The sequence below is a fragment of the Streptomyces sp. NPDC026301 genome, assembly GCF_055567935.1.
Genome location: NZ_JBVHPN010000013.1, coordinates 15,658 through 36,938, shown reverse-complemented (window position 1 = coordinate 36,938; position 21,281 = coordinate 15,658). Strand labels below are relative to the sequence as shown.

The 21,281-nt window shown below is 74.3% G+C and carries 21 protein-coding genes and 1 tRNA gene; 12 read left to right on the top strand and 10 right to left on the bottom strand.

What is annotated here, in order from left to right; translation table 11 throughout:
• Positions 1-47: 47 nt before the first annotated feature.
• A complete protein-coding gene (locus ACZ4MH_RS23005; protein ID WP_467754660.1) occupies positions 48-1,148 on the bottom strand; it encodes a TerD family protein in 1,101 nt (366 codons plus the stop codon).
• A gap of 272 nt (positions 1,149-1,420) precedes the next feature.
• Here ACZ4MH_RS23005 and ACZ4MH_RS23000 point away from each other — a divergent pair, with 272 nt between their 5' ends.
• From ACZ4MH_RS23000 to ACZ4MH_RS22990, 3 genes are read left to right on the top strand one after another with little or no spacing between them, the layout of a single operon-like run.
• On the top strand, positions 1,421-2,599 hold the full coding sequence (locus ACZ4MH_RS23000; protein WP_351599371.1) for an HpcH/HpaI aldolase/citrate lyase family protein: 1,179 nt from the start codon (positions 1,421-1,423) through the stop codon (positions 2,597-2,599).
• Positions 2,592-5,069: a phosphoribosyltransferase gene (locus ACZ4MH_RS22995; protein WP_351599372.1), complete on the top strand. Its 2,478-nt coding sequence runs from the start codon at positions 2,592-2,594 to the stop codon at positions 5,067-5,069. Before ACZ4MH_RS23000 ends, ACZ4MH_RS22995 begins: the two co-directional genes overlap by 8 nt.
• A gap of 11 nt (positions 5,070-5,080) precedes the next feature.
• Entirely contained in the window at positions 5,081-5,896 is an 816-nt protein-coding gene (locus ACZ4MH_RS22990) for an HAD family hydrolase (RefSeq protein WP_351599373.1), read from the top strand.
• Between the two features lie 60 nt (positions 5,897-5,956).
• Here ACZ4MH_RS22990 and ACZ4MH_RS22985 read toward each other — a convergent pair whose 3' ends face one another.
• The 6 genes from ACZ4MH_RS22985 to ACZ4MH_RS22960 form a co-directional block, all read right to left on the bottom strand.
• Positions 5,957-6,169: an FmdB family zinc ribbon protein gene (locus tag ACZ4MH_RS22985; protein WP_030618155.1), complete on the bottom strand. Its 213-nt coding sequence runs from the start codon at positions 6,167-6,169 to the stop codon at positions 5,957-5,959.
• A 52-nt stretch (positions 6,170-6,221) separates the two neighbouring features.
• Positions 6,222-7,196, bottom strand: coding sequence for a sugar kinase (locus ACZ4MH_RS22980; RefSeq protein WP_351599374.1), 975 nt, complete (start codon positions 7,194-7,196; stop codon positions 6,222-6,224).
• Positions 7,193-7,831: a bifunctional 4-hydroxy-2-oxoglutarate aldolase/2-dehydro-3-deoxy-phosphogluconate aldolase gene (locus tag ACZ4MH_RS22975; protein WP_351599375.1), complete on the bottom strand. Its 639-nt coding sequence runs from the start codon at positions 7,829-7,831 to the stop codon at positions 7,193-7,195. The genes ACZ4MH_RS22980 and ACZ4MH_RS22975 overlap by 4 nt, the downstream gene beginning before the upstream one ends.
• Positions 7,832-7,933: 102 nt before the next feature.
• On the bottom strand, positions 7,934-9,118 hold the full coding sequence (gene dgoD / locus ACZ4MH_RS22970; protein ID WP_351599376.1) for a galactonate dehydratase: 1,185 nt from the start codon (positions 9,116-9,118) through the stop codon (positions 7,934-7,936).
• Positions 9,119-9,163: 45 nt separating this feature from the next.
• The gene (locus ACZ4MH_RS22965) at positions 9,164-9,832 is read right to left on the bottom strand and encodes a DUF4383 domain-containing protein (RefSeq protein ID WP_351599377.1); all 669 of its coding nucleotides are present in this window, start codon (positions 9,830-9,832) and stop codon (positions 9,164-9,166) included.
• Positions 9,833-9,975: 143 nt separating this feature from the next.
• The gene (locus ACZ4MH_RS22960) at positions 9,976-10,326 is read right to left on the bottom strand and encodes a helix-turn-helix transcriptional regulator (RefSeq protein ID WP_351599389.1); all 351 of its coding nucleotides are present in this window, start codon (positions 10,324-10,326) and stop codon (positions 9,976-9,978) included.
• A 134-nt stretch (positions 10,327-10,460) separates the two neighbouring features.
• Here ACZ4MH_RS22960 and ACZ4MH_RS22955 point away from each other — a divergent pair, with 134 nt between their 5' ends.
• Positions 10,461-10,676, top strand: coding sequence for a hypothetical protein (locus ACZ4MH_RS22955; RefSeq protein ID WP_351599378.1), 216 nt, complete (start codon positions 10,461-10,463; stop codon positions 10,674-10,676).
• The gene (locus ACZ4MH_RS22950; RefSeq protein WP_351599379.1) at positions 10,673-11,047 is read left to right on the top strand and encodes an ANTAR domain-containing protein; all 375 of its coding nucleotides are present in this window, start codon (positions 10,673-10,675) and stop codon (positions 11,045-11,047) included. Before ACZ4MH_RS22955 ends, ACZ4MH_RS22950 begins: the two co-directional genes overlap by 4 nt.
• A 76-nt stretch (positions 11,048-11,123) precedes the next feature.
• Here ACZ4MH_RS22950 and ACZ4MH_RS22945 read toward each other — a convergent pair whose 3' ends face one another.
• Positions 11,124-12,383 carry a coiled-coil domain-containing protein gene (locus tag ACZ4MH_RS22945; protein ID WP_351599380.1) on the bottom strand — a complete coding sequence of 420 codons (1,260 nt, stop codon included), beginning with the start codon at positions 12,381-12,383 and terminating at the stop codon, positions 11,124-11,126.
• 233 nt (positions 12,384-12,616) lie between these two features.
• Between ACZ4MH_RS22945 and ACZ4MH_RS22940 the strand changes: the two genes are divergently transcribed.
• The 5 genes from ACZ4MH_RS22940 (at position 12,617) to ACZ4MH_RS22920 (ending at position 16,146) form a co-directional block, all read left to right on the top strand.
• Positions 12,617-12,688 (top strand) — tRNA-Val (locus ACZ4MH_RS22940).
• A gap of 108 nt (positions 12,689-12,796) precedes the next feature.
• Positions 12,797-13,447, top strand: coding sequence for a chemotaxis protein CheB (locus tag ACZ4MH_RS22935; RefSeq protein ID WP_351599381.1), 651 nt, complete (start codon positions 12,797-12,799; stop codon positions 13,445-13,447).
• A gap of 70 nt (positions 13,448-13,517) precedes the next feature.
• On the top strand, positions 13,518-14,315 hold the full coding sequence (locus tag ACZ4MH_RS22930; protein ID WP_351599382.1) for a Crp/Fnr family transcriptional regulator: 798 nt from the start codon (positions 13,518-13,520) through the stop codon (positions 14,313-14,315).
• A gap of 333 nt (positions 14,316-14,648) precedes the next feature.
• Positions 14,649-15,188 (top strand): hypothetical protein, encoded by a 540-nt coding sequence (locus ACZ4MH_RS22925; protein WP_351599383.1) that lies wholly within the window; start codon positions 14,649-14,651, stop codon positions 15,186-15,188.
• 310 nt (positions 15,189-15,498) lie between these two features.
• Positions 15,499-16,146: an STAS domain-containing protein gene (locus tag ACZ4MH_RS22920; RefSeq protein WP_351599384.1), complete on the top strand. Its 648-nt coding sequence runs from the start codon at positions 15,499-15,501 to the stop codon at positions 16,144-16,146.
• An 80-nt stretch (positions 16,147-16,226) separates the two neighbouring features.
• Here ACZ4MH_RS22920 and ACZ4MH_RS22915 read toward each other — a convergent pair whose 3' ends face one another.
• Positions 16,227-17,105: an alpha/beta fold hydrolase gene (locus ACZ4MH_RS22915; protein ID WP_351599385.1), complete on the bottom strand. Its 879-nt coding sequence runs from the start codon at positions 17,103-17,105 to the stop codon at positions 16,227-16,229.
• 138 nt (positions 17,106-17,243) lie between these two features.
• Here ACZ4MH_RS22915 and ACZ4MH_RS22910 point away from each other — a divergent pair, with 138 nt between their 5' ends.
• Positions 17,244-18,818, top strand: a complete 1,575-nt coding sequence (locus tag ACZ4MH_RS22910) for a glycosyltransferase family 39 protein (protein ID WP_351599386.1) — start codon at positions 17,244-17,246, stop codon at positions 18,816-18,818.
• Positions 18,819-18,820: 2 nt separating this feature from the next.
• On the opposite strand, the gene ACZ4MH_RS22905 is transcribed toward ACZ4MH_RS22910, so the two are convergent.
• A complete protein-coding gene (locus ACZ4MH_RS22905) occupies positions 18,821-20,095 on the bottom strand; it encodes a class I SAM-dependent methyltransferase (RefSeq protein ID WP_351599387.1) in 1,275 nt (424 codons plus the stop codon).
• Between the two features lie 227 nt (positions 20,096-20,322).
• On the opposite strand from ACZ4MH_RS22905, the gene ACZ4MH_RS22900 reads away from it, so the two are divergent.
• Positions 20,323-21,276 (top strand): universal stress protein, encoded by a 954-nt coding sequence (locus ACZ4MH_RS22900; RefSeq protein ID WP_467754659.1) that lies wholly within the window; start codon positions 20,323-20,325, stop codon positions 21,274-21,276.
• Positions 21,277-21,281 lie beyond the last annotated feature (5 nt).

Here is a 21,281-nt window from a genome sequence, read left to right as displayed (position 1 = left end):
GCCCGCACGTGACGTGAACGGGCGGCGCGCGCCGTCCCATGAGCGCCTCAGCGGCGCTGGAACTGCGGTCCCTGCGGCGGCAGTACGAGCGGCCCGTGCTCCGGCACCGGCCCGGGGGCCGCTCCGTCGGGCGCGGGCGGCGGGTAGCCGTAGCCGGTGGCCGCCGTCTGCGGCTGCGGATAGCCGTACGCGGGCTGCGCCTGGCCCGGGCCCGGCTGCGGGCCGGGGTAGCCGTACGCGGGCCCCGGGGACTGCTCGGGCGGCCCCGGATAGCCGTACGCGGGCGGACCCGGCGGCATGGCCGGCGGCGGGGGCACGTTCTCCGGGTAGCCGTAGGCGGCAGGGCCGGCCGCCGGAGCGCCGGTGGGCTGCGTCGGCGGCGCGAACGCCGCGGTGCCGACGGGCTCCGTGGCCCCGGCGGCCGGTTCGGGGAACGGCACCGGGTCCGGCACGGCACGCGTGACGTCCTCGGAGCCGGCCGCCGGCGGCTGGGGCACCGCGCGGGTCGCGTCGTCGGCGCCCGGCACGGCTCCCTGCGCCGCCGTCGCCCCGTCGGCCCCCTGTGCGGCGCCGGCCGGCTCCACGGCGTCGTCCGCCGCGTCCTCGCCGTCGTCCACCGAGATGCCGAACTCCGTCGCCAGCCCCACCAGGCCGCTGTCGTACCCCTGGCCCAGCGCGCGGAACTTCCAGGCGTCCGCCCGCCGGTACAGCTCGCCGCACATCAGCGCGGTCTCCTCGCCGGTCTCCGGCTCCACCTCGAACACCGCCAGTGGTTCCCCGTCGCCCCCGGTCGCGTCGTACAGCACCACCCGCAGATCCGGCACCCGCCCGAACGGGCCGCCGTCCGCCGACGCGGCCAGCACCACCCGGTCCACCGACGGGTCCAGCGCCGACAGGTCGGCCTCGACGGTGTCGGTCAGCGCGTCGGACAGCTGCTTCTTGGGGAGATGACGCACCAGGCCGCTGGGGTGCCGCGGCTGGTTGTAGAACACGAAGTCCGCGTCCGAGCGCACCCGCCCGTCGGTGCCCAGCAGCAGCGCGGAGGCGTCCACATCGGGCACTTCCGTGCCCGGCGTCCAGCGCAGGACGGCGCGTACGGCAGTGGCGTCGAGGGGCACGTTCGACCCCTTCTGCATGGCGTGCGTCATGACGTCATCCTGCCTGCTGAGCGGGGCGGCGGACAACGCGGGGGACCGACGGCGTGCGGAAACGGCGGCGCGCGGCCTCGCCCGGCAGGGCGCGCGGCCCCCGCAGACAGGATGCGCGGCCCCCGCCGGCCGGGCGCGCGTCACGTGATTTTCACCTGCGCGGGAACTTTCCATAGGGGCTCACACGTACGATTACCGACCGGATCCAGACACCGGAAGCCGGAGAAAGAACCGCAGGGGTGGCCGAATCCCGCCCGCACACGGGGAGTTGTATGCGTCATTTCGGACACCTGCCGCCGGGCCTCCGCGCGACGCTGTTCCACCAGGAGCCCGCGGAGTTCACCGCCGACTCCCCGCAGCGGCTGCTCGCCGTCGCGCTCGGCGCCACCCTCTACAGCCCCGCGACCAGGTCACGGCTGGCCGCCGACGTGATCAAGCAGGCCGCGCGCGGCGTCGTGTCGATGGTGCTGTGCCTGGAGGACTCCATCGGCGACGGCGACGTGGCGGCCGGTGAGGACAATCTCGTACGGCAGTTCACCGAGCTGGCCGAAATCGAGGCCAGGGACCCGGAAAGTCCGCTTCCCCTTCTCTTCATCCGCGTCCGCACCCCCGACCAGATACCGGACCTGACCCGGCGGCTCGGCCCCGCTGTCCGGCTGCTCTCCGGATTCGTGCTGCCGAAGTTCACCGCGCTGCGCGGCGTGCCGTTCCTGGAGGCCCTCGCCGCCGCCGAAGCGGCCTGCGGGCGGCGGCTGTTCGCGATGCCGGTCCTGGAGTCCCCCGAGCTGCTGCACCTGGAGAGCCGCACGGAGACCCTGCAGGGCATCGCCCGCGCCGTCGACGCCTACCGCGACCGCGTCCTCGCGCTGCGCCTCGGCGTCACGGACTTCTGCTCCGCGTACGGCCTGCGCCGCGCGCCGGACATGACCGCGTACGACGTACGGATCGTCGCGTCCGTGATCGCCGACGTCGTCAACGTCCTGGGCCGCGCCGACGGCAGCGGCTTCACGGTCACCGGGCCGGTCTGGGAGTACTTCCGGCTGCACGAGCGGATGTTCAAGCCGCAGCTGCGGCAGAGCCCCTTCCGGGGCCGCGCCGAGGAGCTGCGCACCTCCCTCATCGAGCACGCCATGGACGGCCTGCTGCGCGAGATCGAGCTGGACCGGGCGAACGGCCTGCAGGGCAAGACCTGCATCCACCCCTCGCACGTCCCCCCGGTGCACGCGCTGTCGGTCGTCAGCCACGAGGAGTTCAGCGACGCGGCCGACATCCTGCGCCCCGAGCGCGACGGCGGCGGCGTCCTGCGCTCCGCCTACACGAACAAGATGAACGAGGTGAAGCCGCACCGCGCCTGGGCGGAGCGCACGCTGCTGCGCGCCGAGGTCTTCGGCGTCGCGCGCGAGGGCGTCAGCTTCGTGGAACTGCTGGCGGCGAGCGTGCCGCATGCATGAGAGAGGGAATAACGGCGTGGTGTGGACCGGCGAATGGGTCGCGGAGCGGCTCGGGGTCGAACTGAAGGGCGCGGCGGGGCCGGCCGGTGAGCCCGGCTCCGAGAGCGCTGACGGACTGTCCGGGCTGCTGGGGCTCGCGCTGCGGCGCAATCCGAAGCGGGCCCATCTGCTCGTGTCGCAGGTGCTCGGCAAGCACGTGCCGCAGCGGCCCGCCGTGGTGTACGAAGCGGGGCACGGCCTCGGCCGCCGGGTCCGCGCCCTGCTGGGCGACGCGGCCGCCGCGCGGGCCGTGGTCCTCGGGTACGCCGAGACCGCCACCGGGCTCGGGCACAGCGTCGCCGACGGCCTGGCGCTCGCGACGTACGTGCACTCCACCCGCCGCCCGGTGCGCGGCGTCGAGCAGGCCGGCGGCTTCGAGGAGGAGCACAGCCACGCCACCTCGCATCTGCTGCTCCCCGAGGACCGCGCCCTGTTCACCGGCGACGGCCCGCTGGTCCTGGTCGACGACGAGTTCTCCACCGGGCGCACGGTCCTCAACACCATCGCGGCCCTGCACGCCCGTTACCCCCGCCCGCGGTACGTGATCGTCGCCCTGACCGACATGCGGTCCGCGGCGGACCGCGCCCACCTGGAGAAGTTCGCCGCCGAGCTGGGGGCGCGCGTCGACCTGGTCGCGCTGGCCGCCGGCACGGCCGGGCTCCCGGCGGACGTACTGGAGCGGGGCCGGGCGCTGGTGGCGGAGTACGGCACGGAGCCCGCCCCCGTCCCCGCCGCCCCGGACGCGGCCGAGGTCACCCGGGTCGCCCTGGAGTGGCCCGCCGGTCTCCCGGACGGCGGCCGGCACGGCTTCACCCCGGAGCACCGCGCCCGGCTGGAGGCCGCCCTGCCGGCCATGGCGGCCCGGATCGCCGCCGCGCTGGGCGAGCGCGGGCTCCGCGCGGACGCCCGGGTCCTCGTCCTCGGCAACGAAGAGCTGATGTACGCGCCGCTGCGGGTGGCCGGCGCGCTGGACGAGGCGCTGCCCGCCGAGGTCCGCTTCTCCACCACGACGCGCTCCCCGGTGCTCGCCGTGGACGACCCCGGCTACGCGATCCGTACGAAGCTCGTCTTCCCGGCGCACGACCGCCCGGCGGACGGCCCCGGCGAGCGGTACGCGTACAACGTCGCGCCCGGCGCGGACCCCGGCCGCCGCTTCGACGCGGTCGTCGCGCTGGTCGACTCGGCCGGTGACACCCCCGAACTGCACGCCCCCGGCGGCCTGTTGGCGTCCCTCGCCGCGCACACGGACCACGTCCTGCTCGGCGTCGTCCCCGCGTACGCGCCGGGAGCCGGACCGCTGCGCGGCCCCGCCTTCTCCTCCTACGCCCCCGAGGACGTCGGCTGGCTGCTGCAGGACCTCTCCGAGGTCTCCCTCGAAGCACCCACCGAGGAGCGCGAGGAGGCGATCCAGCGCGGCGGCGCGCACTACGCCGAATCGCTGCCGGTGGAGTACCAGCCCAGCGAGGAGTACCAGGCGCTCTTCCGCGCCGCCCTGGACACCTCGGCGGCGCGCATCGCCCGGGCCGTCGGCGCCGTCACCGAAACGGTGCTCGCCGAGCGGTCGCCCCGCCCGGTGCTGGTCTCCCTGGCCCGCGCAGGCACCCCCGTCGGCGTCCTGATGCGCCGCTGGGCGCAGCACGCGCACGGCCTCGACCTGCCGCACTACGCGATATCGATCGTCCGCGGCCGCGGTATCGACACCACCGCGCTGCGCTGGCTCGCGGCCCACCACGACCCGGCCGACGTGGTCTTCGTCGACGGCTGGACCGGCAAGGGCGCGATCACCCGCGAACTGGCGCAGGCGCTCCGGGACTTCCCCGGCGCGGCCTTCGACCCGCGGATCGCGGTGCTCGCCGACCCCGGCGGCTGCGTGGACACCTACGGCACCCGCGACGACTTCCTCATCCCCTCCGCCTGCCTGAACTCCACGGTCTCAGGCCTGATATCCCGCACGGTGCTGCGCGCCGACCTGGTCGGCCCGGACGACTTCCACGGCGCGAAGTTCTACCGCGAGCTGGCGGACACGGACGTCTCGCAGCACTTCCTCGACACCGTCGCGGCCCGCTTCGACGAGGTCGCGGCGGAAGCCCGCGCCGACGCCGCGGCGCTGCTCGCCGCCGACCGCGCGCCCACCTGGGAGGGCTGGGCGGCGGTGGAGCGGATCAGCGAGGAGTACGGCATCCACGACGTCAACCTCGTGAAGCCGGGCGTCGGTGAGACCACCCGCGTCCTGCTGCGCCGCGTCCCCTGGAAGATCCTCGCCAGGAAGGGCGCGGGCGCGGACCTCACGCACATACGGCTGCTGGCGGAGCAGCGCGGCGTGCCGGTGGAGGAGACCGACGGCCTGCCGTACAGCTGCGTCGGACTGATCCACCCGCGCTACACCCGCGGCGCGACCGGCGCCGACGGCAGGGCGGTGGCGGCCGAGTGACCGGCTCACCGATGCCCACGCTGGTCGCCAGCGACCTCGACCGTACGCTCATCTACTCCGCCGCCGCGCTCGGCCTGACCGTGCCCGACGCGCGGGCACCCCGCCTGCTCTGCGTCGAGGTGTACGACCACAAGCCGCTCTCGTACCTGACCGAGACCGCGGCCGCGCTGCTCGCCACCCTGGCGGCCGCCCGCCGCGCCCGCTTCGTCCCGGCCACCACCCGCACCCGCGAGCAGTACGCCCGCATCCATCTCCCGGGTCCCGTCCCGGAGTTCGCGGTCTGCGCGAACGGCGGCCATCTGCTGGTCAACGGGGAGTCCGACCGGGACTGGCAGCGGACGGTCGCGGCCCGGCTGGCCGCCGAGTGCGCCCCGCTCGACGAGGTACGGGCACATCTGCTGGCCACCGCGGACCCGGCCTGGCTGCTGAAGGAACGTACCGCCGAGGACCTCTTCGCGTACCTCGTCGTCGACCGGGCGCGGCTGCCGGAGACCTGGGTGAAGGACCTCGCGGGCTGGGCGGAGGTGCGCGGCTGGACCGTCTCCCTCCAGGGCCGCAAGATCTACGCGGTGCCGAAGCCGCTCACGAAGAGCGCGGCGGTCCGGGAGGCCGCGCGCCGCGCGGGCGCCGAGCGCGTCCTCGCGGCCGGCGACTCCCTGCTGGACGCCGACCTGCTGCTGGCGGCGGACCGCGGCTGGCGCCCTGGCCACGGCGAACTGGCCGACGCGGGCTGGTCGGCCCCGCACGTCACGGCGCTGGACGAGCGTGGCGTGGCGGCGGGGGAGGAGATCCTGCGGGCGTTCCTGGGGGAAGTGGGGAGTTACTGAGAGGCAGCCGACCCGTGCGCCGCCGCTCGGCCCGGCGTCAGCCGTACGCCCGGCGGGCCGTCAGCCGCAGCAGCCGCCCCCGCAGCAGCCGCCGCCTCCGCCCCCGCTCGGGGCCGGTGCCGCGGCCGTACCGCCGACCGCGACGGCCGACAGCAGCTTCACCGTGTCGGCATGGCCCTCGGGGCAGGGGGCCGGCGCGGCGGACTCGGCCATCGGGCGGCTGACCTCGAAGGTCGTCTCGCAGGACCGGCAGCGGTACTCGTATCGGGGCATGGCCCAAGAATACGGCGTGCGGCCGGGCGGAGGCCCGCCCGGACACCGGCGCTCAGCGCACGACCGTGCCCGGCGCCGCGCCCAGCATCCCCAGCTCGGCGCGGGTCGGGGCGCCCTCCCAGTCACCGGGCGAGGCGACCGCGAACGCGCCCGTGGTGACCGCGCGCTCCAGCCGCCCGGCCACAGGATCGCCGTCCAGCAGGGCCGAGAGGTACCCCGCCACGAAGGCGTCGCCCGCGCCGACCGCGTCCACCGCCCGTACGGCCTTCGCGGGCGCGTGCCGCGGCCCGTCGGCCGTGTAGGCGGTGGCGCCCGCCGCGCCGAGCTTGACCACGACCTCGCCGGGCCCGGCCTTCAGGAGCAACTCGGCCTGGAACTCCAGGGAAGCCGCGCTTTCCGGCAGGCACAGCGGCAGCTCGTCCTCGGAGGCGATCAGTACGTCCACGGACGGCACCCAGGCGCACAGCACCTCGGCCGCCGCCTCCGCGCTCCACAGCCGGGACCGGAAGTTCACGTCGAGGCAGACCGTGCTGCCGTGCGCGCGGGCCAGCCGCAGGGCCCGCTCGGCCGCATCCCGCGCCTCGGGGCCCAGCGCGGGGGTGATGCCGGTGAGGTGCAGGACGCGCGGCGGCGCTGCCGCGAACGCCCGTTCTACGGCGTCCGCGCGCAGCCGCGAACCGGCCGAGCCCGCCCGGTAGTAGTGCACCCGCGTCACCTCGGGCAGCCGCGGCTCGAACATCAGCAGCCCGGTCGGCGCGCCGCCGGCGTCCGTCGACGCGCCCGAGACGTCCACGCCCTCGGCCCGCAGCGTCCGCAGCACGAGCTGCCCGGCCTCGTCGTCGCCGACCGCGCCCGCCCAGCGCACCGGGTGCCCGAGCCGGGCCAGACCGATGGCCACGTTGCTCTCCGCGCCCGCGACGGACACCTGCATCGTGCCGCCCAGCTTCAGCGGCCCGCTGCCGCGCAGCGCGACCATGGTCTCGCCGAGGGTCAGCACCTCCGGCCCGGCCGCGTCCGTACCGCTCACGCCAGCCCCTCCGCACCCTCGGCGCACACCGCCCGGAAGTCGGCGGCCCGGCGGCGCAGCGCGCTCAGGTCGCCGCCGTCCGCCGCGTCCCCGATGAGCGGCGAGCCGACGCCCACCGCCACCGCGCCTGCCGCCAGGTACGCGCGGGCCGCCGCCGCGTCCACCCCGCCGACCGGCACGAACGGCAGCTCCGGGAAGGGCGCCCGCAGCGCCTTGAGGTACGCCGGGCCGCCGAACGACGCGGGGAAGAGCTTCAGCGCCGTCGCCCCCGCCGCCTCCGCCGCGATCACCTCGGTCGGCGTCAGCACCCCGGCCGCCACCGGCAGCCCCCGGCGCACGCACTCGTCCACGCCGGCGCCCAGCCCCGGCGTGACCGCCAGGTTCGCGCCGGCCTCGGCGGCCCGCTCGACGTCCTCAGCGGTGGTGACCGTTCCCGCGCCGAGCCAGGCGTCCGGCCCCAGCTCCTGCCGCGCCCGCCGGATGACGCCCAGCGCGTCCGTACCGCTGAGGGACACCTCGACGAGCCGCACCCCCTCCTCGACGAGGGTCATGACCGTACGGAAGGACGCCTCGGGGTCCTTGCCGCGGATGATGGCGACGAGTCGCCCGGCCCGGAGCGCTGCGCTGAAGTCCATGGTTCTCCCGGTGGGTGCGGCGGGGGCGGTACGTGCCGCCCATTCTGAATCACCGCGCGCCGCACCGAGGGACCCGGGCCGACCAGGGTGCGGACACCGACCTCACCACTCGGCGAACGACCCGTCCTCGTACCGCCACACCGGGTTCCGCCAGGCGTGCCCCCTGCGGTCGGCGGCGCGTACGGCCGCCTCGTCGACGTCCACGCCCAGCCCCGGCCGGGCCGTCCGCAGCAGGGAGCCTCCCTCGAAGCGGAACGGCTCCGGGTCGACCACGTAATCCAGCAGTTCGGCGCCGCGCTGCCCGTCCGCACCCCGGTGGTAGTGGATGCCGATGCTCTGCTCCTGGATGAGGAAGTTCGGGGTGGTGAACGCGAGCTGCAGACAGGCCGCCAGCGCGACAGGGCCCAGCGGGCAGTGCGGGGCGAGCTGCGCCCCGTACGTCTCCGCCAGCGCCGCGATCCGGCGCAGCTCCGAGATCCCGCCCGCGTGCGACACGTCCGGCTGCACGATCGCCACCCCGGCCCGCAGCGGCTCCAGGAACTCCCGCCGCGAGTACAGCCGCTCGCCGAGCGCGATCGGGATGCCGGACCCGGGCGCGTTCACCAGGCCGGCGAGCGTCCCCTCGTGGGCGTACTCGCCGAGCACCGGCTCCTCCACGAACATCGGCGCGTACTCGGCGAGCAGCGGCAGCAGCCGGCGCGCGTTCGCGGGCGAGACCCGCCCGTGGAAGTCCAGCCCGAAGTCCCGCTCGTCCCCCAGCACCTCGCGCGCGGCCTCGGCCCGCCGCAGACAGTCCCGTACCTCGGCCCGGGTCGCGACCGGCGTCAGCCGCCCGCAGCCGTTCATCTTCACTGCCGTGAAACCGGCCGCCACCTGCGCCGATACCGCGTCCCTGACCTCGGCGGGCTCGTCACCGCCCACCCAGGCGTACGCCCGCACCCGCTCCCGTACCGCCCCGCCCAGCAGCTCGTACACGGGCACGCCGTACGTCTTGCCCTTGATGTCCCACAGCGCCTGGTCCAGCCCGGCGACGGCCGAGGACAGCACCGGGCCGCCCCGGTAGAAGCCGCCCTTGGTCAGCACCTGCCAGTGGTCCTCGATGCGTGACGCGTCCCGCCCGACCAGGTACTCGGCGAGCACGCCGACCGCGGCGCGCACCGGCTCCGCGCGCCCCTCGACCACCGGCTCGCCCCACCCGACCACGCCGTCCTCGGTCTCGACGCGCACGAAGTGCCACCGCGGCGGCACCAGGAACGTCTCGACCCGCGCAATCCGTCCCGCTGCCAACCGCGGCCTCCTGTCGTCCTTCGTCCTTGCGCTTTCTCCGGTGGCCTACCGTCCCGGATTCCGCTCCCGCTCCCGCGCCTCCCGCTCCTGCGCCTCGCGCTCGGTCTTGCGCAGGAGCGCGGCCTGCTGCGGGGTCGGGCGGGCGGAGCGGGGCACCGCCTCCGGGTGCCGGGCGAGCCAGTACGGGTTGTCGTGCGGCAGGCCGCCGCTGACCCGGCCGTACATGCCGAAGACCAGCAGCATCAGCCCGACCACGAAGCTGAACAGGACGTTCTGGAGGTGGAAGGCGAGGTAGTTGAAGCCGGTCTCCAGGACCGCCAGATTGACGAAGCCGCTCAGCAGGAAGGCGAGGCCGAGCACGGTGTTGAGGGTGGAGGCGAAGTTCCCGCCGATCACCATCCCCACGAAGAGCAGCAGGCCGATGAGGATGGACAGCACGCTCAGCGCGCCGTTCGTGTTCAGGCCCGCGACCGTGTCGCCGCCGGTGTCGAAGAAGCCGATCCGGTCGATCAGACCGAGGACGCCGAAGGCGACGAGCACCAGCCCCATCAGCCCGGCGCCGACCCGGTAGACCGTGCTCAGCCGGTGGTCGACGGGCAGATGCTCGTCGAGCTTGGTGTGCCGCCGAGGGGCGTGCCGCCCGGGGATGTGCCGTCCGGGAGCGTGCCGCCGCGGGGTGCGGGCGGGCCCGTGAAGGGCGTGGCCAGCAGTCATGTCCGGCCTCCTTTGCGCAGAGTGACCGCCAGGGCCGTACTGCCGTACCTCTCTCCAGCTTCCGCCCCGGGGCGGCGGGACGCCATCCCACCGGCAGCAAGCCGTGCGGGCCGGACCGGCAGCCAGTCGTGACGGTCGGGCTCTCAGGCCGGTGCGCGGCGTCGGCCGTTCGCGTCGGGCGACGGGGAGCGGCCGGCTTCGTCATGGACGAGCAGGGAGAGCAGCGCGGCCACGGTCAGCCCGGATTCGGCCGGGTGCCGAAGCACTTTGCTGGGGTCGATCCGGTAGGTGTTGGTGCGTCCCTCCCGGGTGTGAGAGAGGTAACCGTCCTGCTCCAGGTCGGCAATGATCTTCTGCACGGCACGTTCGGTGAGCCGGCAGTGAGCGGCGATGTCACGGATGCGGGCGCTGTGGTTGTCGGCGATGGCTGCCAGCACCCGTGCGTGGTTGGTGACAAACGTCCATCCGGCGTGTGGCTCGGGCACTCCATCCATCCCCCAACCGTAGCGACCCCACATGCGTGAGTTCAAAAACACGTACTGCATTTCCGGTATTGGTTGACGTGTATGGGCGCGGAAGGCAGCCTGGGACCGCAGACGGACACGCAGGCACACGCAAGGGAGAGGCCATGCCGGACGGCGACCGGACGCGCGTGGCGGTGCGGGGAGAGCCGGCCCTCGACGCCGGTCAAGAGCTCCGCCCCGCTCTGCGCCGGACCCTCTACCGCTCGGCCGACGGCATCGACCTGGACCTCCGCTCCAGCAGCCCCGCGGTCGAGCGGCCGCTCGACCTGACCGGCAGCCGGGACCTGTTACCCACCCCCACCCGGACGGCGAAGACATGACGCACCGCGAAGACCACGATGTGAACCCGCCCGAGGACACCGACCAGGACCTGCGCGCCCTGGTCGCCCAGTTGCGGCGGGCGATGCAGACCCGGCCGACCATCGACCTGGCCCGCGGCATCCTCATGGCCTCCTTCGGGCTGAGCCCCGAGGCGGCCTGGGACGTCCTGGTCGCGGCCTCGCAGAACACCAACACCAAACTGCACCGCCTGGCCGGAGAGCTGGTGGGCACGGCCCAGGGAAGCACGCTGTCCGAGGCCGTGCACCACGAGCTCAGAGTCGCGGTCGCCAAGGCCCACACAACACTGCCGAACGTCACGCCCCAGCCGGGCCCCTCGACCCTGTGCAACACCGCCCCGGAACACCAGTGAAGGCGGACGCCACCACCGGCCGGGCCGGCGCCTCACCGGCCCGGCCGGCGGTGGGGCGCCTCACGAACGGAACGGTTCAGCTCCCGCCGCCCCGCTCCTCGCGGATCGTCCGGACCACCCGCGCCGCGGTCTCCCGCACCGCGTCCGTCTCGGTCAGGAAGTGCCACCAGTCCGGATGCCGGCTGCCCTCCAGCCCGGCCTCCGCGCGCTCCAGCCGGGCCACCGCCTCGTCCAGCGGACGCGCGTGCCGCGGATCGGGCGTACTGCGCCCGGCCATCGCCAGCCGCTGCGCGTCCCGGATCGCGAACCGTGTCCGCTCGACCTCCTTCTGCCGGTCGAAGGACACCTCGTCCAGCCGCCGCAGCCGGTCCCCGGCCGCCGACACCGCCTCGTCCGTCGTGTTCAGCAGCGCCCGTACGGTCGCCAGCAGACTCGTCGCGTCCGCCCACCGCTGCTCGTCCCGCGCGCGCTGCGCCTCCCGCAGCTTCGTCTCGGCCTGCCGCACGGCGTCCGCCGCCTGGTCGGGTACCTGCTGCAGGTCCTGCCAGCACGCCGCGCTGTACCGCCGCCGCAGCTCGCTCAGTACCGGATCGACCCCGCCCGCGCGCGTCGTGATCGCCTGCGCCCGGGTCCGCAGCGACACCAGCCGCTTGTCGATGTCCGCGGCCTTCTCCGGCAGCCGCTCCGCCTCCGTACGGACGGCCTCGGCCCGGCGCAGTACGTCGTCGGCGCGCTGGATCGTCTCCTGCACGCCGTGCTGCCCGGCCCCCTGGTTCAGCTTGGTCAGCTCGGGCGACAGCGCCGCCAGCCGGGCCGCGAGATCGTCGGCCTTCAGGCCGCTCGCGCGCACCGCGTCCAGCGCCTGGGTCGCCGCGAGCAGCGCCTGCCGCGCCCGCTCCACCGCCGGCGCCAACCGCGCGAGCTGCGTCTCCGCGGACTGCAGCAGCGGCCCGAGGCCCTGCGCGAACCGCTCCAGCTCCTTGCCGACCGCCGTCAGCTCGTCCTTGGCCCGGGTCAGATCGGCGCGCGCCCGCGAGGCGGCGGCGCCATCAAGGTCGTCCCGGTCCAGGTCGTGCGCGTCCACGGCCGCGATGTACGTCCGGCTGACCTCGTCGATCCGTTGCCCCAGCTGCGCATACCCCTCGGCGGCCCGCCGCGCGCCCGGCGAGTCGTCCACCGCCGTGATCGTCTCGATCGAGATCCGCAGGTCCCGCTGCGCGGTGTCCAGCTCGTAGAAAGCGGCCGCCGCGGCGTCCTTCGCCGCCTGCGCCTCCGCCCGCTGACTCTCCCCGCGCCCGAACCACCGTCTGGTACCGCCACCGGCGAACGCCATCATCCCCCCACCGACTGTCGCCGCGGCCGGCACGGGCACCGACGACGTGCTCGCTGCTCGTACGGCCGCGTGTGTGTCGCCGTCACAACCCTCTCCCGCTCGCGTCGCCCCAGGCCCGAAGCCATTCTCCCACCCTGTACGGACGAACACACCGGCCGGTAGGTTCAGCATCCGGACCGACCGCCCCACGGGTTTGCGAACCATCCCCGCAGGCAAGGTAGTCTGTCGGTTCATCCGGGCGCATAGCTCAGCGGTAGAGCGCTGCTCTTACAAAGCAGATGTCACAGGTTCAAATCCTGTTGTGCCCACATGTGTGAAGACCCCCAGCCGGCTCGGCTGGGGGTCTTCGGCGTCTTGACCGTCTTCGGGGCGGCTGGACGGCGGACGGTGTCGGGGCGGTGGATTGGAGTGGCGTTGTGTTCGGTACCGGGCAGCGGGCTGCCGCGTTCGATGTGGTGTGTCTCGCCGCGTCGTTGGGCGGGGTGAGCGCCTACCGGGAGGTGCTCGCGGCGCTGCCCGAGGGGTTTCCGGCCGCGGTGGTGCTGGTGCAGCACCGGCCGGTGCGGGAGCAGGACGGGCTGCTCAAGGTGCTGGGGTACCGCTCGGCGCTGCCGGTGCGGCTGCTGGGGGACGAGGACCGGCTTGCGCCGGGTGTCGCGCATGTCGTGCCGGCGGGGCGGTCGGCCGTTTTCACGCCGACGGGGGACGTGTCGCTGCGCGCCGTCGACGGCCGTCAGGTGGCGGATCCGACGTTCGCCTCGGCCGCTGCCGCGTTCGGGTCGCGGGTGCTGGCGGCGGTGCTGACCGGGCGGCTGGAGGACGGGGCGCTGGGGGCGCGGCACATCCGGGGCGCCGGGGGCCGGGTGCTCGCCCAGGACGCCGGAACGGCGGAGGCCTTCGGCATGCCCAGCGCGGCGATCGCCACCGGCTGCGTAGACTTCGTACTCCCCTTGCCGGTGCTGGCGCACGCGCTGGTCAGCCTTGTGATGGCGCCGGGCGCCGCAGGCTTGATGCGCGTGTCGCTGCCGCCCTGGGCGGCGGTGATCCCACCGGCGGTCGCCGGCTGAGTGCCGGAGGATGAACCGGAGGGAACTGCCGGCGACCCGAGTGCCGGCCGGACCGAAGGGTGAGTGCGCCATGGCGGGCAACGCGACGGGTGGTGCCGACGCGCTACTGGACAACCGGCTGCTCGCCGCCCTGCCGAAGCCGGAGCTGGAGCGGCTGCGGTCCGGGCTGGAGCCGGTCGAGATGAAGCTTTCGGACGTGCTGTACCGGCCCGGCGAGCGGATCGAGGCGCTGTGGTTCCCGGTGCGCGGCGTGTGCTCGCTCCTCGCCGAGCTGGACGGACCGAGCGCGCCGGACGGACCGGGCGCCGAGCCGGATGAGCCGGGCGCCGAGCCGGAGGGGACGAGCGTCGAGGTCGCCACCGTCGGCGACGAGGGCCTGGTCGGGCTTCCGGTGTTCCTGGGCGTCGGCACCCCGACCGAGCGGGCCACGTGCCAGGTCGCCGGGTGGGGGCTGCGGATGGACGCCGACCGGTTCCGGCACGAGATGGCCGTGGTGGACGGCGCGTTCCAGCAGGTGCTGCAGCGCTACACCCAGACCATGTTCACCCAGCTGGCACGGAACGCGGCCTGCAACCGCAGCCACCGCACCCGGCAACGCTGCGCACGCTGGCTGCTGATGACCGCCGATCGTATGCACAGCGACGAGTTCGTGCTCACCCAGGAATTCCTCGCCCGGATGCTCTCGGTGCGCAGGTCCTCGGTGAGCGAGGTCGCGGGCGCGCTGGCCGAGGAGGGGTGCATCAGGTACCGCCGCGGCACGATCACCGTGCTGGACCGCGCGCGCCTGGAGGCCCGGGCGTGCAGCTGTTACCGGGCCCTGCGGGAGGTCATCGACACCGCGTTCCCGCCGGCCGCGGGCCACGCCTGAGCAGCGGTCGCCGCGCGGGAAGCCGGTCATGCCGTAAGGAGGACGCCGGTGTCCTTTCTGTCGGTTATGCAGGTGTGGTGACTTCCTGCGCCGGGAGCGCGACGGGAGGGGCACGTGTGACGGACGGCAGGAACAGCGTGCGAGTGAGGTGGTCCAGGGCCGAAGTGGCCGGAATTGGCGGGTTCCGCGTCGATCGTGAGTTCTATGGTGAAACGGAGTGGCCCCGGACCCCGGTCGCGCCTGTTCAGCGCGCCCTTTCAGTGGCGAGTGCCGGTGGGATTCCCCGGCGGACAGGCCCCCGAGTCCACTTCCGAAGGAGAGCAGGGTCCGGCCATGGAGCAGAGTACGGCCGCCTCCCGTATGTCCCCGGCCGCCGGCCGAGCCCCCGCGTTCCGCTGGGCGCTCAGCGCACGACGACGGCCCGGTAGCGACAAGGAGGCCACCGTGCTGGCTTGCGCGGTGCTGGACGCGCTCGGCGTGCCGGCGGAGGGGAGCGCGTCCCTGGTCTCGGACCTGGCCCGGGCGACGGCCTACATGCTGACTCACGGCAGCGCGGACGCGTACCGCCTCACGATCGAGATCGACGACGGGCAGTGCGCGGTACGGGTCGACGAGCCCCCCGAGGACGAGGAACCCGGGCAGCGGCAGGGTGCCGGGGACGCGGGTGCGGGGCGGCTGTGCGTGCACCACCGGACGGACGGCTCGCTCGAGGTGTGCTTCCGCCGGCCGTTCCCGGTGGTCGCCGAACTGGCGCCGAGCGGCCCGGAGCAGGAGGGCTCGGCAGACGTCGTTCCGCTGCCGGTCGTTCCGCTCGCGTCCGGGGCCCGCGGCAGGCCCGAGGTCGTCACCACGGATATGGCCGCCGAGGGTTGACCGTTCACCGTCCTGCTTTATGCTTTCCGGTGACCGGGGAATGTCTGCATAAATGCAGAGTTCTGCTCCCCTTCGCGGTGTTTTTCGCCGCCATTCGGCCACTGTCTGAGCCTGGCTTGCCGTCAAGCGATATGGATAAAATTCACCCGTCAGTGGCGTTCTGTCATGCCTGATCGATTCTGCGTTGCAGGGCGCGGTTACGGTGCCTGTGCATCCCAGACCCTGGTGCGTACCGGCCCGTCGCCGTGTTCGTGATACGGCCTGAAGCACAACTGGGGGTGACGTGGGGGGAAGCGACGCCGATGTGCAGGTGACCGTTCGCCGTGGTGGCGACCTGGTCGTTCTCGCACTTCATGGCGAACTCGACCTGGCCATGGCGCTGCGCATCGAAGCCGACGTTCTGCTGGCGCTCCACGCGCTGTACGCGCTGCGGCGGTCCGCGATATTTCCCGCTCCTCGGGCCCGTGCGGTGCCGAGGACGCCGAGGGTGATTCCGCGGATACTTCCGCGCGTGAAGGCCCTTCCGGAAGCCCGCCCCGACGTCCGGACCGAAGCCCACCCGGAACTCCCTCCGGACGCGCGTCCCGAAGTCCGGCCCGGAGCGCCCGCGGAAATGATTCCGCTGACGAGCGGGGTTCCGGCCGCCCTTCCCGGATTTCTTCCCGAAGTGCGGTACGACGGGCGCTCGGGCGTGTTCGCGGGCTGCTGCGACGTCGGCGGCAGGAACGCCGGGCCCGGTGAGAAGGCCATGGTGATCGATCTGCGGCACGTCACGTTCATGGACTGCAGCGGCCTGGACCTGCTCTGCCGGCTGCGGGACCAGGTGACGGCCCGGGGCGGCCGGCTGGCGCTCATGAATCTCCGGCCCATCGTGCTCCGCCTGCTCAAACTGGCCGCCCTGCGCGAGTCCTTCGAGCTGGTCGAGCAGGTGGACGACGACGTACTGCCCGGCATCTGACGCCGCCCGTCGCCGGGCGGCACGCGACCCGGCTCCCCGCGGGAGCGGCAACCCTCCGCGGGGGCCGAGGCGCGTCAGCGTCAGTACGCGGCGCCCCGTAGGAATTCGGCCAGTTCGCGGTCGAACAGTGCGGCGTTCTCCAGGTTCACCAGGTGGCCGGCGGCCGGGATACGGGCCCGTCGGGCGCCCGGTACCGCGAGGGCAATCGCATGGGCGTTGGCCGAAATGTCGGTGCTGTCGAGGTCGCCGTCCATGACGAGGGTCGGCACTCCGATCTCCGCCAGTCGGTCCGCCGCGCCGACCTCCAGGGCCGTGCCGCGCCCCATCCCCTCGGCGTGCGCCCGCACGGTGGCCCTGGCCGTCACCCGTATCCGCTCGCGCAAGTCGGTGTCCACGGCCGTCGGTTCGCGGTGCGGGCCGTCCACCCACATCCGCAGGAAGTGCTCGATGAAGAGCGTCACGCCGCCCGGCGCGCTCACCGCCGCCACCTGCTCCCTGATGTGGTGCAGCAGGAACGGGTCGGAGAACGCGCGGCCGCTGATGCCGGGCGCGGCCAGTACCAGAGCGGCGACGGCGTCCGGGTGGGCCAGCGCGCTGTCCAGCGCGACGCGCGCGCCGTGCGAATGCCCCACCAACGTCGCGCGGGCGATGCTGAGATGGGCGAGCAGCGCCCGGAGGTCCTCGTGGTGGGCGTACTCCCCGTCGACGACGGAGGAACGGCCGTGGCCCCGTGCGTCGTACCGGATCACCCGGTACCCGGACCGCGCGAGCCACTCGAACTGCTCGTCCCACATGGTCAGATCGAGCATGCCCTCGTGCAGCAGCACCACCGCCGGGCCCGCTCCCGCCGCTTCGTAGTACAGCTCGCCGCCCGCCACGGGGGCGGTGCCCGACGCGACGCCCGGCTCGGGGAACCACTCCGGCTCGATGTCTGCGGACATCCTCATATCGCTGCTCATGGTGTCATGATCACACTTTTGCCGTGGAGAGGGGAAGGGAGGGAGAGATCGGGCGGAGTCGGTCACTTCGCTCGTCCGCGGCGCACGCGTCCGAATCCGTATACGCTGCGTGTATACACTCGATGTAGTGTGCAGTTCATGTCCTCAGATGCCGCCCTTGCCCCCATAGACAGCCCCCCGGGCCAGTTGGTTCCCCGGCGCACCGTTCGCCGTGCAGGGCCGGCGGACCGGTGGCCCGCGCCCCGTGCCGCGCTGGTCGCCGCGGTCCCCGCGCTGCTCGCGCTGGCGCTCGGCTGCTGGGGCATCACCCGCGAACACAGCATGTGGCGGGACGAGGCGGCGACCTGGCAGGCGGCCCGGCGTTCGCTGCCGGAGATCTGGCACCTCGTGGGCCAGGTCGACGTCGTGCACGGGGTCTACTACGCGCTGATGCACGCCGCCTTCGCGCTCGGCGGGCCGAACCTGGTGGCGCTGCGGCTGCCGTCGGTACTGGCCGTCGCGGCAGCCGCAGCGGTGACGGCGGCCACCGGGCGGCGGCTGGCCGGGCCGTGGGCCGGACTGGCCGCGGGGCTCGTCCTCGCGCTGATCCCCAACATCCAGCACTACGCCCAGGAGGGCCGCTCCTACGCCCTGGTGACCGCGTGCGTCGCGGCCGCCACCTGGTTCTTGGTCCGCGGCGCCGACGCGGCCCGGAAGAGCCGCGGTTGGTGGGCCGGTTACGCCGCGGCCGTGCTGTGCGCCGCGCTGCTGAACTGGTTCTCGCTGCTGGTGCTGCCCGCCCACGCGGTGACCGTGCTGCTGGCCCGCCGCCGTGGCCTGCGCGGCGTCCTCGTGCGCTGGTGCGGAGCGGCGGGGCTCGCGGTGGCCGGGGCGCTGCCCCTCGTACTGGCCAGCCGCTCGCAGGCCGAACAGGTGTCATGGATCAAGCCGGTCGCCTGGACCACGCTGCTGGGCATCGCCGCCCTCGTGCTCGCGGGCCTGGTCTGCGCGCGCGTCCCGTGCGGCCCCGGGAAGATCCGGAAGACCCGCCCTGTGCCCGCGCTTTCCCTCGCGTCCGTCGCGCTCCCCCTGCTCGCCGTCCCGCAGGCCGGCCTGCTGCTGGCCTCCTTGGCACGCCCGCTCTACCTCGACCGCTACGTGCTCTTCACCAACATCGGCTTCGCGCTGCCGGCCGGCCTGGCCGTCGCGACGGCCGTACGGGCGCTCGCGGTCCGCGGTCTTCCCGTACGGCTACGCATACCCGGCGGGGCGTTGCTCGCGGGCGTGACGGCGCTCGGCTTCCTGGCGCTGCTGCCCGTCGAGACCGGGCTGCGGAGCCCGCAGAGCCGGGTGGACGACGTCCTCCGGGCCGCCGAGGTGGTCGCCGCGCGGAGCATCAGCGGCGACGGGGTGGTCTTCCTCCCCGCGGCGCGGCGCGACACGGAGCTGGTGAGCCCGGCGGCCTTCGCGGGACTCGACGATCTCGCGCTGCGGCAGGGGCCGGTGGCCGGCGGCACGCTCAAGGGGGTTGAGCACCCGCCCGCGCGCATACGGGCCGAGATGCTCGCGCACCGCCGGATCGTGCTGGTCACGGACGCCGCACCGCCCGCCTCCCGGCCGGTACCGGCGCGCGAGGCCACGAAGCAGCGCGTACTGGCACGGCACTTCGCGCGCATTGGCAGCACCGAGACGCGCGGCCGCCGCGTCGACGTCTACGTACGGAAGCAGCCCTGAACTCAGCTCGCCGCGGCCCCCAGCCGCCACAGGGACGTGACCTCCGCCGCGCGGGCCGCGTGCAGCGGGTCGGCGGTGTCGCGGGCGCGCGGATGCCGCGGTGCGATGTCCAGCCGGTCGAGGACCGTCAGCCCGGCCGCGTCGAAGAGGGCGAGCAGATCGGCGCGGGTGCGCAGCCCGAGGTGCTCGGCGAGGTCGGAGAGGATCAGCCAGCCCTCGCCGCCCGGCGTCAGATGCTCCGGGAGCCCCGCGAGGAAGCCGCGCAGCATCCGGCTGTTGGGGTCGTAGACGGCGTACTCCACGGAGGAGGTCGGCTTGGCCGGTACCCAGGGCGGGTTGCAGACGACCAGCGGGGCGCGCCCGGCGGGGAAGAGGTCCGCCTCGACGATCTCCACCCGGTCGGCGACGCCGAGCCGCTCGGCGTTCTGCCGCGCGCAGGCCAGCGCGCGCGGGTCCTGGTCGGTCCCGATGACGCGCGGGACGCCGCGCCGGGCCAGTACCGCCGCGAGTACGCCGGTGCCCGTGCCGATGTCGAACGCCAGCGCCGGCGGCTGTCCGGGCAGCGGCGCCTCGGCGACCAGGTCGACGTACTCGCCGCGCTGGGGCGAGAAGACGCCGTAGTCCGGGTGGACGCGCTCGCCGCCGAGGGCGGGGATCTCGACGCCCTTGCGGTGCCATTCGTACGCGCCGACGAGCCCGAGGAGCTCGCGCAGCGAGACGACCGAATCCGTGACGGCCGAATCCGTGACGACCGATTCCATGACGGCCGAATCCGTACCGTCGCCGCCCGGCGCATCGGAGGCGTCGGGAGCACCGGAGGCGTGCGGCGCGGCGGGGCCGTACGCCCGGGCGCAGGCCGCGCGGACGTCGGGGGCGCGGTGCAGCGGGACCCCGTACTCGGCGTCGAGCGGCACCAGCAGCATGCCGAGGATGCGGGCGCGCTGGCTCTGCGCGGCGCGGTGCAGGTGGAAGGCGCGGGCTGGGTCGTCGGCGGGGGCCGGCTTGCGGGGGCGGCGGTCGATCCGACGGGCCAGCGCGGCCAGCAGCTGGCGGGCGTTGTGGAAGTCGCCGCGCCAGAGCAGCGCGGTGCCCTCGCAGGCCAGCTTGTACGCCGCGTCGGCCTTCGTCCGGTCGTCGGCGATCTCGACCCGCCGCGGCGGCGCCGCGCCGTTCTCCGAACGCCAGCGGGCGGAGCGTCGCACCCCCGACTCCTCCCAGGTGAGGACGGGGGCCGAGGGGTCGGCGGCGGTGGCGGCGTGGGGCCGGTGTGCGTTCATGACGTCCCGGATCAGGCGGCACGGCCGATGGAGGGCGCGTCCCGGAGGAGGGGCACGCCCCAGAGGCGGGGCGGTGCGGGGACGTTCGACTTTACCGGCTCCGGCACACCCGGCCGGCTGGCCGACCGTGTCCCGCCTGTCCGGAATGCACGCCTATATCGCCTGTCATGCATGCTGGCACCGTACTTCCCGTGCGGGGTAGCCCGGCGGAACGCAGGGAGGCAGACATGGACAGCATGCCGGTCATCGTCGGGGTGGACGGGTCCCCGGACAGCGAGCGCGCGGTGCGCTGGGCGGCGGAGGCGGCCCGGCTCCGCTCCGCGCCACTGCAGGTCGTGCACGTCTGGCCGTACGTCACCGCCGCCCGCGCCGCCGACGCCGAGGCGGGCACCGGCGACCCCGTACTGGAAGAGCTGCGGCAGCAGCTGGCCGGGGATGCCGGGCCGCCGGAGGTCGAGTTCCGCAGCCTCAACGGCCTCACCGACACGATCCTCCCCGCGCTCGGCGACGAGGCGCAGCTCCTGGTGCTCGGCTCGCGCGGCCGGGGCGGCTTCGCCAGCCTGCTGCTCGGCTCCAACGGCATGGCCTGTGCCGCGCACGCCGCCTGCCCCGTCGTGGTCGTGCCGCGCCCGGACCGGGGCGGCGCGCGGACGGCGGCCGCGGACGGCGGGGCCGCCCGGCCCGGCGTCGGCCACCGGCAGGGACCGGCGCACGGCCGCGTCACCCTGGGCATCGACCCGACGGCGGAGGAGACCCGGGCGAGCAGCGCGCTCGGCTTCGCCTTCCAGGAGGCGGCCCGGCGCGGAGCGGCCCTCCAGGTGATCGCCGCGTACATGTGGCCGATGGTCGTACCGAACGCCTTCGACTACCTGATCGCGTACGACACGACACAGCGGGAGTACGAACAAGCGCTGGTCAGGCAGGTGTCTGAGGTCCTCGCCGGGTACCGGGAGCGGTACCCGGAGGTCGAGGTGGAGGCCGCGCTGCGCCCTGCGGACGCGGCCGGGCAGCTGGTCGAGGCGTCCGAGCAGAGCGACCTGGTGGTGGTCGGGCGGCACCGCCGGAGGCTGCCGGTCGGCCGCCGCCTGGGCTCGGTCGCCCACGCCGTGCTGCTGCACGCGCTGTGCCCGATCGCGGTGGTGCCGGAGGCGGTACGGGCTGATCCGAAAGACGCGTTTTAGGCGGA